Annotated in this window: 12 protein-coding genes and 1 pseudogene; 8 read left to right on the forward strand and 5 right to left on the reverse strand. The window is 66.4% G+C overall.

The window, feature by feature from the left end; translation table 11 throughout:
• Positions 1-22 precede the first annotated feature (22 nt).
• Positions 23-169 (forward strand): annotated as a pseudogene (locus L880_RS34920) (helix-turn-helix domain-containing protein); the annotation flags it as partial.
• A 14-nt stretch (positions 170-183) separates the two neighbouring features.
• Here the strand turns inward: L880_RS34920 and L880_RS0110365 are convergent.
• From L880_RS0110365 to argC, 4 genes are all read right to left on the reverse strand, one after another.
• On the reverse strand, positions 184-762 hold the full coding sequence (locus tag L880_RS0110365; RefSeq protein WP_157462777.1) for a hypothetical protein: 579 nt from the start codon (positions 760-762) through the stop codon (positions 184-186).
• Positions 759-1,208, reverse strand: a complete 450-nt coding sequence (locus L880_RS34360) for a glycoside hydrolase family 24 protein (protein ID WP_169737748.1) — start codon at positions 1,206-1,208, stop codon at positions 759-761. The genes L880_RS0110365 and L880_RS34360 overlap by 4 nt, the downstream gene beginning before the upstream one ends.
• A 120-nt stretch (positions 1,209-1,328) precedes the next feature.
• The gene (locus L880_RS0110375; protein ID WP_027475625.1) at positions 1,329-1,751 is read right to left on the reverse strand and encodes a VOC family protein; all 423 of its coding nucleotides are present in this window, start codon (positions 1,749-1,751) and stop codon (positions 1,329-1,331) included.
• A gap of 106 nt (positions 1,752-1,857) precedes the next feature.
• A complete protein-coding gene (argC, locus tag L880_RS0110380) occupies positions 1,858-2,793 on the reverse strand; it encodes an N-acetyl-gamma-glutamyl-phosphate reductase (protein ID WP_027475626.1) in 936 nt (311 codons plus the stop codon).
• A gap of 97 nt (positions 2,794-2,890) precedes the next feature.
• Between argC and L880_RS0110385 the strand changes: the two genes are divergently transcribed.
• Positions 2,891-3,778: a LysR family transcriptional regulator gene (locus tag L880_RS0110385; protein WP_027475627.1), complete on the forward strand. Its 888-nt coding sequence runs from the start codon at positions 2,891-2,893 to the stop codon at positions 3,776-3,778.
• Positions 3,779-3,798: 20 nt separating this feature from the next.
• Here the strand turns inward: L880_RS0110385 and L880_RS0110390 are convergent, their stop codons facing one another.
• A complete protein-coding gene (locus L880_RS0110390) occupies positions 3,799-5,241 on the reverse strand; it encodes a sensor domain-containing diguanylate cyclase (protein WP_245615067.1) in 1,443 nt (480 codons plus the stop codon).
• A 483-nt stretch (positions 5,242-5,724) separates the two neighbouring features.
• Here L880_RS0110390 and L880_RS0110400 point away from each other — a divergent pair, with 483 nt between their 5' ends.
• The 6 genes from L880_RS0110400 (at position 5,725) to L880_RS0110425 (ending at position 12,839) form a co-directional block, all read left to right on the forward strand.
• Positions 5,725-6,924: a substrate-binding domain-containing protein gene (locus L880_RS0110400; RefSeq protein ID WP_027475629.1), complete on the forward strand. Its 1,200-nt coding sequence runs from the start codon at positions 5,725-5,727 to the stop codon at positions 6,922-6,924.
• A 105-nt stretch (positions 6,925-7,029) separates the two neighbouring features.
• Entirely contained in the window at positions 7,030-7,794 is a 765-nt protein-coding gene (locus tag L880_RS0110405; protein WP_027475630.1) for an ABC transporter ATP-binding protein, read from the forward strand.
• A complete protein-coding gene (locus tag L880_RS0110410) occupies positions 7,791-8,528 on the forward strand; it encodes an ABC transporter ATP-binding protein (protein WP_027475631.1) in 738 nt (245 codons plus the stop codon). Before L880_RS0110405 ends, L880_RS0110410 begins: the two co-directional genes overlap by 4 nt.
• Positions 8,525-9,520, forward strand: a complete 996-nt coding sequence (locus L880_RS0110415; RefSeq protein WP_027475632.1) for a branched-chain amino acid ABC transporter permease — start codon at positions 8,525-8,527, stop codon at positions 9,518-9,520. The genes L880_RS0110410 and L880_RS0110415 overlap by 4 nt, the downstream gene beginning before the upstream one ends.
• 19 nt (positions 9,521-9,539) lie before the next feature.
• Entirely contained in the window at positions 9,540-10,619 is a 1,080-nt protein-coding gene (locus L880_RS0110420) for a branched-chain amino acid ABC transporter permease (protein WP_027475633.1), read from the forward strand.
• Positions 10,620-10,721: 102 nt separating this feature from the next.
• Complete coding sequence (locus tag L880_RS0110425; protein ID WP_027475634.1) at positions 10,722-12,839, forward strand: D-(-)-3-hydroxybutyrate oligomer hydrolase; 2,118 nt, start codon at positions 10,722-10,724, stop codon at positions 12,837-12,839.
• Positions 12,840-12,898: the final 59 nt, after the last annotated feature.

Raw genomic sequence — 12,898 nt, forward strand, 5'->3', positions numbered from 1 at the left:
CGATGGGCAGGGCGCCCCAGTTGCCAGCCTGAGCCCGCTGGCCGAGCAGATGGCCCAGCTCGAACGCCAGGCCATCGCTCAGGCCCTGCAGGCCACCGGCGGCAACATGGTGGCTGCGGCCCGGCTGCTGGGGATCTCGCGGGCTACCTTGTATGAACGGCTGGGTTGAGGCCTTGGGTCGGTTCACGGATCCTGGGCCGTGACGTCCTTCAAGGACACGCCCTCCCGCAGGTAGCGGCCAAGCCCCAGCTTTTTCATCAGGCGGGGTGTGCGTGGCCCGGTGCGCGCAAAGCCGGCGTTCAAAGGGCGGCCGGAAAGATCCAGCAGGCGCGGCCATTCCCGCTCAGTGCCCGTGCAGGCTGGGCGATGCGGGCTTTCGGTGCAGGCGTACAGCAGGTAAAGGTAATGGTGTTGCCCATCAGCCGAGACCAGGCAAGCCCAGCCGCTGACCCAGGCATCGAGCACCGGGGTCTGCCGCAGAAAGGGCTGTTTCAGCGGTCTGCCCTCGTGCGGCAGCCTGTGAGGCGGCGTGCTGCCTGTGCCCAGCCGCCCTAGTTTTTGGGCCACCACTTGCCGGTCGTGGTCAGGCAAATCGAGGTATTGGGTACTGGCCTCGAAACGGGCCGGGCCACAACTCAAAAAACCGGTTTGTTCCGGGCCAGGGCTGGCTTGGGGCTGAGCTTGGGCTGTGGCGCTTAGCCCGCCCAAGGATAAGAGCAATGCAGGTAGCCAGCTCGCTCGTGGAGTGCGGATTTGTTTCATGACTTGCTTAATGCAAGCACGTAGCGGTCGAATCGCTCGCGGGCCTGTGCCATGGTCATCTTGGACTGTTTCGCGCCTGGAAGCGAAGTCCATTCGCTTCGCAAAAATGGAATGGCTCGTTCTATTTCGCCTTTTTGTATCGATGGCAGAGCGCCACGACTTTGCAACTTTGAGCGGGCTAGCTTGTCTTGTGAAGCTTTGCTGAAGTCAATCACCACTCCTCTGTCCCTTTCCTCTTTCCAAGTCGAATAGAGAATTTGATAGGCGCCTGCAGCAGTGGAGGTGTGACCCCAGGCGGTGATGGCCTGGTTGGGGTGGCGGCTGGTGTCATTGAATTTTTGGCGACCGCCGTAGAGTATGAAATAGACATCGTCACTGTCGGTGTGATGCTCCGCAAATCGGATCAATTTCAGAAAAGCAGCAATATTGATTTCTTCCGAGGTCATGGTGTGCATGCAATGAGGTGTGACAGCTTCTTCAGACTACCTCGCCCTTGGCGCAGATCCATAACGATTGATCCGTGAGAGTGCAACAGTTTGCAGCACCATTGTTGCGGGCGTCAGTTTTCAGCTGACGCTTTCCGCCAGATGGCAAACCGCTTCGATGTTGTTGCCCTCGGGGTCGATCACAAAGGCGCCGTAGTAATGGGGGTGGTAGTCGGGGCGCAGGCCCGGGGCGCCGTTGTCGCGCCCGCCCGCGGCCAGCGCGGCGTGGTAGAAGGCATCGACCTGGGCGCGGTTGGCGGCGCGCCAGGCCAGGTGGCAGCCCGTGGTGGCGGGGGCGCCGCCGTAAGGGGAGGGGCCGTCGATGAACCACACATCGGCCTTCTTGCCTTCGGGCTCTGCCGCATCGGGGTAGGCAAAGCCCAGGATGTTCATGCCGAAGTTGCCCTCGAAGCTCAGGCTGTAGCCCAGCGGGGCGAGGGCGGCGCTGTAGAAGGTCTTGGCGCGTTGGATGTCGGTGACGCGAAAGGTCATGTGGTCGATCATGGTTTCTCCTTGGGGGTGTTGGATGGTAACTGTATGAATATACAGTTCCGAACAATCCCCGGCAAGCCCCTCGGGGGCAACTCTTCGGGGCATGCCTTCAGTCTGTTCAGACTGCGCCCAGGCCCAGCATCAGGTCCAGGTTCTGCACGGCGGCACCGGATGCGCCCTTGCCCAGGTTGTCGAACACGGCGGCCAGCAGCACTTGGTCGGGGGCGTCTTGGCCCAGCACGGCCAGGCGCAGCTGGTTGCTGCCGTTGAGGGCCTCGGGGTCGAGGGTCTGCTGGGCCTGGGCTTGGTCCGCGCTCAGCAGTTCGATATGGCGGTGGCCGGCGTAGTGGCGGGCCAGGGCCTGGTGCACGGTGCCGGCGGTGGTGCCGGGGGCCAGCTGGCGCAGGTGCAGGGCCACGGTCAGCACGATGCCTTGTCTGAAGGCGCCGTAGGCGGGCACAAAGGCGGGGCGGGTGCTCAGGCCGGCGTGCTGCTGGATTTCGGGCGTGTGCTTGTGCTGCAGGCCCAGGCCGTACACCTGCAGGGCCGGGGGGCGGTGGCCTTCGGTGGCGGTCTCAAAGGCCTGCACCTGGGCGCGTCCGCCGCCTGAGTAGCCCGAGATGGCGTGGATGTTCAGCGGGGTGTCGGCTGGCAGCAGGCCGGCCTGCACCAGGGGGCGCAGCAGGCCGATGGCGCCGGTGGGGTAGCAGCCGGGGTTGCTCACGCGCTGGGCCTGGGCGATGCGCTCGGCCTGGCCCGGGGCCATTTCGGCAAAGCCGTAGACCCATTGCGGGTCGGTGCGGTGGGCCGAGCTGGCGTCGATCAGGCGCACCGCGGGGTTGCGGACCAGGGCAGCGGCCTCGCGGGCGGCGGCATCGGGCAGGCACAGGATGGCGATGTCGCAGGCATTGAGGGCCTCGGCCCGGCGGGCCGGGTCTTTGCGCTCGGCCTCGGGCAGGGTCAGCAGGCGCAGGTCGGTGCGGCCGCGCAGGCGTTCGTGGATCTGCAGGCCGGTGGTGCCTTGGTCGCCGTCGATGAAGACAATAGGTTGCATGAAGTCTCTCCAGGGTTGTTGGCCCGGATCTTCCAGCCCTGCCTAAAATAAGAAAAGTTGAATTTCATGAAGTCTTTGTTTGTGAAAACTGAACGTCATGCGTGAACTGAGCCTGGACCGACTGCGCACCCTGGTGGCGATTGCCGACCTCGGGTCGTTCGCTGCAGCCGCACGGGCCCTCAACCTGGCGCCGCCCACGGTCAGCCTGCATGTGGCCGAACTGGAGGAGCGCATCGGTGCGCCGCTGCTGCTGCGCCAGCGCGGCCAGGTGCGCCCCTCGGGCATTGGCGAGACGCTGATCGTGCGGGCCAGGCGGCTGCTGGCCGATGTGGATCAGGCGCTGGACGAGGTGCGTGGGCAGGTGCTGGGCCGCACTGGGCGGGTGCGGCTGGGGGCCTCCACCGGGGCCATTGCCCACCTGCTGCCGCGGGCCCTGGAGCAACTGGGCCGCGAGCAGCCGGGCATCGATGTGCAGGTGGCCGTGCTGACCTCGCAAGAGACCCTGGCCCGCCTGGCCTCGGGCCGACTGGACATCGGCCTGGTGGCCCTGCCGCAACCGACCACCGACGGCCTGCAGGTGGAACCCTGGCGCCGCGACCCAGTGATGGCCTTCGTGCCGGCCGCCTGGAAGAAGACGCCCGCCCGCATCACGCCGGCCTGGTTGGTGCAGCGCCCGCTGATCCTCAACGACGCCAGCACCCGCCTGTCACGCCTGACGGCGGAGTGGTTTGCCACTGCCGCGCTGCGCCCCACGGCCCGCATCGAGCTCAACTACAACGACGCCATCAAAAGCCTGGTGGCGGCCGGCTACGGCGCCACCCTGCTGCCGCACGAGGCCACCGCAGCGCCGCCCGACCCCCGCATCCGCATGCTGCCGCTGCGCCCGGCCCTGTGGCGCCCGCTGGGGCTGGCCTGGCGCAGCGGTGCGCTGGAGCCGGCCACCGAGGTGGTGCTGGAGGTGCTGCGTGGTTTCAGGCAGGGGTGAAGGGGGCGGTTGGTGTCAGATCAGGCGGCGATGTTGGCCGCCAGCACCGAGCGGTTGCGCCCGCCTTGTTTGGCCTGGTAAAGCTCCTTGTCGGCCCGTTGCAGCAGGGCGTCGAACGAGGCGTCTTCCGGGCTCAGCGAGGCGATACCGATGCTGACCGTGAACCTCACCACCGTGCCGTCTCCGGCTCGGACGGTGCCAGAGGCCTCGGCCCGGGCGCGCAGGCGCTCGGCGATCAGCTGGGCACCTGAGGCGTCGGTCTCAGGCAGGAGGAGCGCGAACTCATCACCGCCCAGGCGCCCACACAGGTCCTGGCCCCGGATCACGGAGCTCGTCAGTTGGGCCAGTTCCTGGATGACGCGGTCGCCTGTGGGGTGCCCCCAGCGATCGTTGATGGTCTTGAACTTGTCGATGTCCAGCATCAGCACCGACAAGGGATGGCCGTAACGCCGGGCGCGGCCGAATTCGCGGTCGGCGATGTCCACGAGGTGGCGGCGGTTGGCCATGCCGGTCAGTGTGTCGGTATTGGCCAGCTGGCGCATCTCCTCGCGCTGACGCCGGGTGGCCCGCTGCACCCGCAGCGCCAGCAGGGACAGCCCCGACAGCAGGACATAGCCGGCGGCAAACTGCCAGGCCCGGTGTTGCCAACCGGACAGCACCCGCGCCAGGTCAAAACCGACGATGACGATGAAGGGAAAGCGCTCCAGCCGGCTCATGCCGATGATGCGCTCGCGGCCATCGATGGGCGACACGGCCGTGAACGTGGCACTGCCCTCCACCTGGCTGAAGGACGGCTCATTCGGCGGAGGTGATGTGCGCAGACCGATCGCCTCGGGCAGAGGCGGGTTGCGCGCCAGCAGCGTGCCATTCGAGTCGACCAGGGCCAGCACATCACCCTGGCCCACTTCAATGTCGCTGATCCACTGCTGGGCGTACTCCAGGTCGACCACCACCATGGCGCCGCCCAGCAGCACGCCCGCCGGCGAGCCCACGGTGCGCGACATCAAAACCACCGGGCGGGCCGAGGCCGAGTTGACCGGTGGCATGTACTGGACGTGCAGGCTTTGCCCTGGTTCGACGCGGTCATCGCTGCAAAAGCGTTGCCGGCTCTTGGTGCCCCGGGTCGGGTAGTTGGCGGTGGCGGCAAAGATGCAGTCGCCGTTGAACAGGACCAGATCGGTCAGGCCTGCCACGGTGAGCACCTTCTCCTTGAGCAAGGTCTCCAGGCGTGCAGAGACCTCGGTGTCGGGCTGAGGGAAGGCCAGGTCCTTGCCCATGTGGACCCGGCCGAGCACATCGCGCAGCACGTAGTCGGCGGCCAGAAAGGTGTCGCCGAAGGCCCGGTTCATCAACTGGCTTTTGTTGATCGCCAACCTTGATCGCTCGGCCACGATGCGATCACGCTCCTGCGCGAAGTCGAGCAGCAACCAGCCGCCGACGACGAGCAGCAACAGCAGGAGCACGCCGTAACTGTCTCCCCGGGTGAGAGACAGGCGCGAGCGAAGGGCAGATGCGAGATCAGCCCTCATGGTCATCCCCAAAAAGGCGCACGCTGATGGTCTGCACAGGCGTCTCGGGTGCAGCCAGGCCCCGGTGGGTGGTGGATGCCATTCACCGCAGGCGTGGCTGGCTGCTGAAGTGGAGGTGTATGCATTTTGTTACAAATCGGCATGCTACCCCAAGGCAAGAGCGTCACCACGCCGGTGGCGGGGGGTGAGCACGGTACACCGTGGTTTTCGAGCTTGAGGTTCGGGTGTCCCTGCTGTCGAGGTCTGTTGCCGATGTTTTAATTTAAGACATGTGTTTAAAAAACAGACAGTCCGATTGCCTGAAATTCAGGCAAATACAGTTGTTCACAAGAAAAAACAAAGAAAAATCAATCACTTACAAGCAGGCACAGCTTGTGCAATGATGGTGCCCGACAGCCAACACAACAGGAGACATCCATGCACCGTCGTGCTCTCATCGGCCTGCCCGCGCTCGCCGCACTGGTTTGCAGCGCCTTCAGCGCCGCCCCGGCGTTCAGCCAGTCGGGCGATATCCGCATCGCCCACATCTACAGCAAGACCGGCCCCCTGGAGGCCTACGGCAAGCAGACCCAGACCGGCTTCATGATGGGCCTGGAGTACGCCACCGGCGGCACCATGGCCGTCAATGGCCGCAAGCTGGTGGTGCTCGAGAAGGACGACCAGGGCAAGCCCGATCTGGGCAAGTCGCTGCTGGCCTCGGCCTACTCCGATGACAAGGCCGACCTGGCGGTGGGCCCCACCTCGTCGGGCGTGGCGCTGGCCCTGCTGCCGGTGGCCGAGGAGTACAAAAAGGTGCTGATCGTCGAGCCCGCCGTGGCCGACAGCATCACGGGCGACAAGTGGAACAAGTACATCTTCCGCACCGGCCGCAACAGCTCTCAAGATGCGATCTCGAACGCCGTGGCGCTCGACAAGCCCGGCGTCACCATCGCCACCCTGGCGCAAGACTACGCTTTCGGCCGCGATGGCGTGAAGGCCTTCAAGGACGCCCTCAAGACCGCCAAGCTGGTGCATGAGGAGTACCTGCCCACCAGCACCACCGATTTCACCGCCGGTGCCCAGCGCCTGATCGACAAGCTCAAGGACCTGCCGGGCCGCAAGGTGATCTTCATCATCTGGGCCGGTGCCGGCAACCCGTTCAAGATCGCCGATCTGGACCTCAAGCGCTACAACATCGAGATCGCCACCGGCGGCAACATCCTGCCGGCCATGGCCTCGTACAAGAACTTCCCCGGCATGGAAGGCGCCACCTACTACTACTTCGGCATCCCGAAGAACCCGGTCAACGAGGCCCTGGTGTCGCAGCATTACAAGCAGTTCAAGACCCCGCCTGATTTCTTCACGGCCGGCGGCTTCAGTGCGGCCATGGCGGTGGTGACGGCGCTCAAGACCACCAATGGCGACACCGGCACCAACAAGCTGATCAAGGCCATGGAGGGCATGAGCTTCGACACCCCCAAGGGCAAGATGACCTTCCGCAAGGAAGACCACCAGGCGTTGCAGAGCATGTACCACTTCAAGATCAAGGTGGACCCGGCCTTTGCCTGGGGCGTGCCCGAGTTGGTGCGCGAGATCAAGCCTGAAGAGATGAACGTTCCGATCCGCAACAAGCGCTGATCGTCCACGGTGCCGCCGCCGCGCGGCACCTGCCTTCCCGTAACGCTTCCGCAACGCTCCCGCAACACCACCCCGGCCCCGGGGCGGGTTCAGGAACAACCGACCATGCTGCAAACCCAAGATCTCACGGTCCGCTTTGGCGGGCACGTGGCGGTGAATGCTGTCTCGTGCAGTTTTGCACCCGGCACGCTGACCGCCATCGTTGGCCCCAATGGTGCCGGCAAGACGACTTTCTTCAACCTCGTGTCGGGGCAGATTGCCGCCAGCAGTGGCTCGGTGCACCTCAACGGGGTAGACCTGAGCCACGCGCCGGTGTCGGTGCGCACGCGGGCCGGCCTGGGGCGCGCCTTCCAGCTGACCAATCTGTTCCCCAACCTCACGGTGCTGGAGAACGTGCGCCTGGCCGTGCAGGCCACGCGCAGCGGCGCCCACCGGCATGGCCTGAACCTGTGGAGCATCTGGAGCGACCACCGCGCCCTCACCGAGCGCGCCCACCAGATCCTGCAGGACGTGGCCATGGCCCACCAGCAGGAGGTGCTGGTGTCCAGCCTGCCGCACGGCGACCAGCGCAAGCTCGAGGTGGCCTTGCTGATGGCCCTGGAGCCCCAGGTGTTCATGTTCGACGAGCCCACCGCCGGCATGAGCCACGACGAGGCCCCGGTGATCCTGAACCTGATCCGCGCGCTCAAAAAAGACAAGAGCAAGACCATCTTGCTGGTCGAGCACAAGATGGATGTGGTGCGCGAGCTGGCCGACCGCATCATCGTGCTGCACAACGGCACCCTGGTGGCCGACGGCGACCCGGCCACGGTGATCGCCTTGCCGGTGGTGCAAGAGGCCTACCTGGGCGTGGCCAAGGAGGCGGCATGAGCACGAACCCAAGCGCAAACCTGCTCGAACTCAAGGGCGTGCACACCCACATCGGGGCCTACCACATCCTGCACGGGGTGGACCTGGCCGTGCCCCGGGGGCAGCTCACCATGCTGCTGGGCCGCAACGGCGCGGGCAAGACCACCACGCTGCGCACCATCATGGGCCTGTGGCAGGCCTCGCAGGGCAGCCTGCACTTCGACGGGCGCGACATCAGCAAGATGCACACGCCGCACATTGCGGGGCTCGATATCGCTTACGTGCCCGAGAACATGGGCATCTTCTCCGACCTCAGCGTGAAAGAGAACATGCTGCTCGCGGCGCGCAAGGCCAGCCGCGTGGCGCAGATCGACGACCAGCGCCTGCAATGGATCTTCGGCCTGTTCCCGGCGGTGCAGAAGTTCTGGAACCACCCGGCCGGCAAGCTGTCGGGCGGGCAAAAGCAGATGCTGGCGGTGTCGCGCGCGATCGTCGAGCCGCGCAAGCTGCTGATCATCGACGAGCCGAGCAAAGGCCTGGCGCCCGTGATGATCAACAACATGATCGACGCCTTTGCCCAGCTCAAGGCCAGCGGCGTCACGATTTTGCTGGTCGAGCAGAACATCAACTTCGCCAAACGCCTGGGTGACACCGTGGCCGTGATGGACGACGGCCGCGTGGTGCACGCCGGCAGCATGGCCGAGCTGGCCGAAGACGAAGCATTGCAGCGCTCGCTGCTGGGGTTGGCGCTATGAACTTCGATATCAACTTCAAAGACCTGGACTGGAAGCCGCTGGCCCTGGTGCCGCTGCTGGCCTTGCTGGCCCTGCCCCTGGTGGGCTCGGGCTCGACCTGGCTGACCCTGACCGTGGCCGGCCTGGCCATGGGCATGATCGTGTTCATCATTGCCTCGGGCCTGACCCTGGTGTTCGGGCTGATGGATGTGCTGAACTTCGGCCACGGCGTGTTCATCGCCCTGGGGGCCTTTGTGGCCACCAGCGTGCTCGGCAGCATGACCGACTGGACCCAGTCGGCCGAGCTGTGGCGCAACCTGGTGGCGGTGTTCCCGGCCATGCTGGTGGCCATGGCGGTGGCCGGGGCCCTGGGCCTGGCCTTTGAGCGCTTCATCGTGCGCCCGGTCTACGGCCAGCATCTGAAGCAGATCCTGATCACCATGGGCGGCATGATCATCGGCGAAGAGATCATCAAGGTGATCTGGGGCCCGCAGCAGATCCCGCTGCCCCTGCCCGAAGGCATGCGCGGCGCCTGGCTGTGGGGCGATGCGGCCATCGAGCGCTACCGCGTGGTGGCGGTGGTGGTGGGCCTGCTGGTGTTCGGTGTGCTGGCCTACACCCTGAACCGCACCAAGATCGGCCTGCTGATCCGCGCCGGCGTGCAGGACCGCGAGATGGTCGAGTCGCTGGGCTACCGCATCCGGCGCCTGTTCGTGGGCGTGTTCGTGGTGGGCAGTGCGCTGGCCGGCCTGGGCGGCGTGATGTGGGGCCTGTACCAGCAGAACGTGGTGCCCCAGATGGGCGCCCAGGTGAACGTGCTGATCTTCATCGTGATCATCATCGGCGGCCTGGGCTCGACCGGGGGTGCGCTGATCGGGGCCTTGCTGGTGGGCCTGATGGCCAACTACACCGGCTTTCTGCTGCCCAAGCTGGCCCTGTTCTCCAACATCGCCCTGATGGTGGCGGTGCTGCTGTGGCGCCCCCAGGGCGTCTACCCGGTGACCAACCGCTGACGAGGCCCCACCCATGTCCATGCTGAAACGACTGATTTCCAACGACCTGCCGCGCAGCCGCGTGCTGGCCGTGCTGCTGATGGCGCTGCTGCTGGCCCTGGCCTTCACGCCCTTCCTGTTCCAGGGCGTCAAGGCGCTCAACGTGGCCGCCAAGGTGCTGGTGTTCGTGGTGTTGGTGGCCAGCTTCGACCTGCTGCTGGGCTACACCGGCATCGTGAGCTTTGCCCACACCATGTTCTTCGGCATCGGGGCCTACGGCATCGCCATCGCCACCACCCGGCTGGGGCCCACCTGGGAGGCCCTGGCCGTGGGGCTGGGGGCCTCGCTGCTGCTGTCGCTGCTGTTGGCGCTGGCGGTGGGCCTGTTCTCGCTGCGGGTGCGGGCCATCTTCTTTGCCATGATCACCCTGGCCGTGGCCTCGGCCTTCCAGACCCTGGCCTCGCAGCTGTCCGAGTTGACCGGGGGCGAAGACGGCCTGACCTTCAAGGTGCCCGAGCTGCTCTCGCCCAGCTTCGAGTGGGCCGAAGAGCCCTTGATGGGCGTGTCGCTCGACGGACGCCTGATCTGCTACTACCTGCTGTTCGTGCTGGCCGTGGTGCTGCTGCTGGCCCTGCTGCGCATCGTCAACTCGCCGTTCGGCCGGGTGCTGCAGGCCATCCGCGAGAACGAGTTCCGGGCCGAATCCATCGGCTACCGGGTGGTGGTGTACCGCACGGTGTCGAGCATTCTGTCGGCGCTGTTCGCCTGTGTGGCCGGCGCCATGCTGGCGCTCTGGCTGCGCTACAACGGGCCCGACACCTCGCTGTCGTTCGAGCTGATGCTCGATGTGCTGCTGATCGTGGTGATCGGCGGCATGGGCACGATTTATGGTGCGGCCATCGGCTCGGCCCTGTTCCTGGTGGCGCAAAGCTATCTGCAGGATCTGCTGCGCCTGGGCAGCGAGGCCACGGCCAGCCTGCCCTGGCTGTCGTCGCTGTTGTCACCCGACCGCTGGCTGCTGTGGCTGGGGGTGTTGTTTGTGCTGTCGGTTTATTACTTCCCGACCGGGGTGGTGGGACGCCTGCGTGCGCCGGCCCGCGGCCAGCAGGCGCCGCACTGAGCGCGCACCGAGGGAGGTCGATGGGGTTCGGGGTGGCGCCTGATGGTGGCGTGCCCAGGGCAAGTGTGTTCGTCAAGCATTGAAAACAAGAGGAGACAAGACATGCGATTCATCTGGACACCCGTGGGGGCGGCCGTGGCCGCCAGCATCGGGCTGAGCGGCTGCCTGGGCGATGGCAGCGATTTCAACATCCGACCCAGCTATGTCGGCACCGTCAGCAGCGCCGAATACGACGGCGTCAGCAACGACCTGCTGACGGCCGGTCTGGGCAAGAGCGGCCTGCAAAGCGCCGTGCCCCCGGCCTATGCCAACCCGCTGCAGCCCACGGCGGCCGAGCTGCGCCGTGCGGCCATCTACAACAGCTACCGGGCCCTGCTCGACACCACCACGGCCGGCGGCTATGGCAGCCTGTACGGCCCCAATGTGGACGCCAACGGCAATGTCACCGCCGGCGAAGGCCTGATCGCCGGGGGCGAGTACACCGCCTTCAGCGACGATGGCACGGGCCAGCAGAACGTCACCCTGGTGGTGCAGGTGCCCAACAGCTTCAACCGCAGCAAGCCCTGCATCATCACCGCCACCTCCTCGGGGTCGCGCGGCGTGTTCGGTGCCATCAGCACCGGCGAATGGGGCCTGAAAAAAGGCTGCGCCGTGGCCTACACCGACAAGGGCACCGGTGGCGCCGGCCATGACCTGGCCACCGACACCGTGCCCCTGATCGATGGCACCCGCAGCCCCTCGGCCGCGGCCGGCTTGGGCGCGCAGTTCCGGGCCCCGCTGTCGGCCACCGAGCTGGCGGCCTTCAACAACGCCACCCCCAACCGACTGGCCTTCAAGCACGCCCACTCGGGCCGCAATGTTGAGAAAGACTGGGGCAAGTTCACGCTGCAGGCGGTCGAGTTCGCCTTCTATGTGCTCAACGAGCGCCTGGGCGATGACGCCGGCAGCGGTCACAAGGCCCGCACCTTCCGGCCCAACAACACCTTGGTGATCGCCTCCAGCGCCTCCAATGGCGGCGGCTCTGCGATTGCCGCGGCCGAGCAGGACACCCAGGGGCTGATCGACGGCGTGGCCGTCAGCGAGCCGGCCATCGAGATGCCCAAGAACGCCAATGTGGTGGTCACCCGCGGCGGCAAGGTGCAGGCCACCACCGCCCGCACCCTGATGGATTTCACCAGCTACGCCCACCTGTACTCGGCCTGTGCGGCCCTGGCCCCTGAGCTGGCCGGCACACCCTTCCAGAGCACCTACGCGCTGCCGGCGGTGTATGGCACCTTGGCGGCCAACCGCTGCACCGGGCTGAAGAACAAGGGCTTGCTGTCGGCGAGCACCACCGCCACCCAGGCCAGCGAGGCGCTGGCCAAGCTGCAGGCCTATGGCTGGGAGCCTGAGGCCGGCAGCCAGATCGCCACCCTGGCCGGCTTCGAGGTGGCGCCGGCCGTGGCCGTCACCTTCGCCAACGCGCTGGCCCGTGCCAGCGTGAAGGACAACCTGTGTGGTTACAGCTTTGCAGCTACCACGGCGGCCGGCAAGGTCACCACCATGGACGCCACCGCACTGGCCCAGATGTACGCCACCGGCAACGGGGTGCCGCCTTCGTCGGGGGTGCAACTTGTCAACAACAACGCCCAGGGCGGGGCGGTGCGCGATCTGTTGTCGGTGTCGCCCAGCACCGGTCTGGCCGACATGGGGCTGGACGGCGCGCTGTGCCTGCGCAACCTGGTCACCGGCACGGCCGGTGTGGCGGCGCAGCTGAACACCGGCATCGACGAGACCCGGCGCAACGGCAACCTGCGCGGGCGCCCGACGGTGATCGTGCATGGGCGCTCCGACCCCTTGCTGCCCGTCAACCACACCTCGCGGCCCTACCTCGCGTTGAACAACACGGTCGAGGGCAGCAACAGCCAGCTGAGTTACCTGGAAGTCACCAACGCCCAGCACTTTGACTCGTTCATCGGGCTGCCGACGGTGCTGCCCGGGTACGACACCCGCTTTGTGCCCTTGTCGCTGTACCTGAACCGGGCGCTCGACGCGGTCTATGCCCGCTTGGCGAACGGCACGGCCTTGCCACCGTCCCAGGTGGTGCGCACCGTGCCGCGTGGCGGCACGCCCGGCGCGGCGCCGGCCCTGACGGCCAGCAATGTGCCGGCGCCCGTGGCGACGCCGGCCGCGGCCGACCGCATCGTGCTCAGCGGCAACACGGTGAGCATCCCCGACTGAGGCGGCCCACTGATCGATGAAACCCGGCAGGGCCGCGCACCGGCCCTGCCTGCAACCGG

The sequence above is a fragment of the Curvibacter gracilis ATCC BAA-807 genome (assembly GCF_000518645.1).
In the GTDB taxonomy this organism is placed as follows: Bacteria; Pseudomonadota; Gammaproteobacteria; order Burkholderiales; family Burkholderiaceae_C; genus Curvibacter; species Curvibacter gracilis.